Here is a 560-nt window from a genome sequence, read left to right as displayed (position 1 = left end):
CCCAAAATCATTAGTGGTGTCATCGTGACGATCAGGAGCCAATAAGCTAACGGCGACATTTGCGCAACGTTTTCTCTACCCACAATCAGGTCTATTACAGTAAATAAAAAGATTCCGTGCAACAAGTAGATACTGTATGCCATTTCACCTAATGCTTTCGAAACGGAATTAGTGAATATCCCGTACAGGCTACAACCTGCCGCAATCAACGTAAAAGCGACGGAAATGAGCATTAACTGGGGATAACCATACGCTGTCGGGAACAGCGCTACTACCGAGACGAAGCATGCTACAACAACTAAAGGTGCCAGCCATGAACGTCCAATCGTGCGTATCGTATTAGACCGATTCACAAGTGCTGCAAAAATTCCACCTCCGAACGCAAGCAGATGATGATTTTCTAGCCCATATGTATAAGCGAATGCAATGCTGGATAAGCTGGCCAGCAGGAACGGTGCCGGTGGGACAGACCGAACCGTGAAAGCCATAACCGGAAGTGCAAAATAGAAGAACCATTCATATGGCAACGACCATGTCACACCCGCCATCACTACCCATGT

1 protein-coding gene is annotated in these 560 nt (G+C 46.8%); it reads right to left on the bottom strand.

Annotated features, from left to right (window positions below):
* A partial coding sequence (locus JK635_RS01385; RefSeq protein WP_235887825.1) for an acyltransferase family protein occupies positions 1-527 on the bottom strand: 527 nt, incomplete at its 3' end.
* Positions 528-560: the final 33 nt, after the last annotated feature.

It is taken from the genome of Neobacillus paridis, from assembly GCF_016765675.1.
GTDB lineage: Bacteria > Bacillota > Bacilli > Bacillales > Cytobacillaceae > Neobacillus > Neobacillus paridis.
Note: the sequence above shows the minus strand (reverse complement) of the source record. Positions and strands in the feature narration are given on the sequence as shown.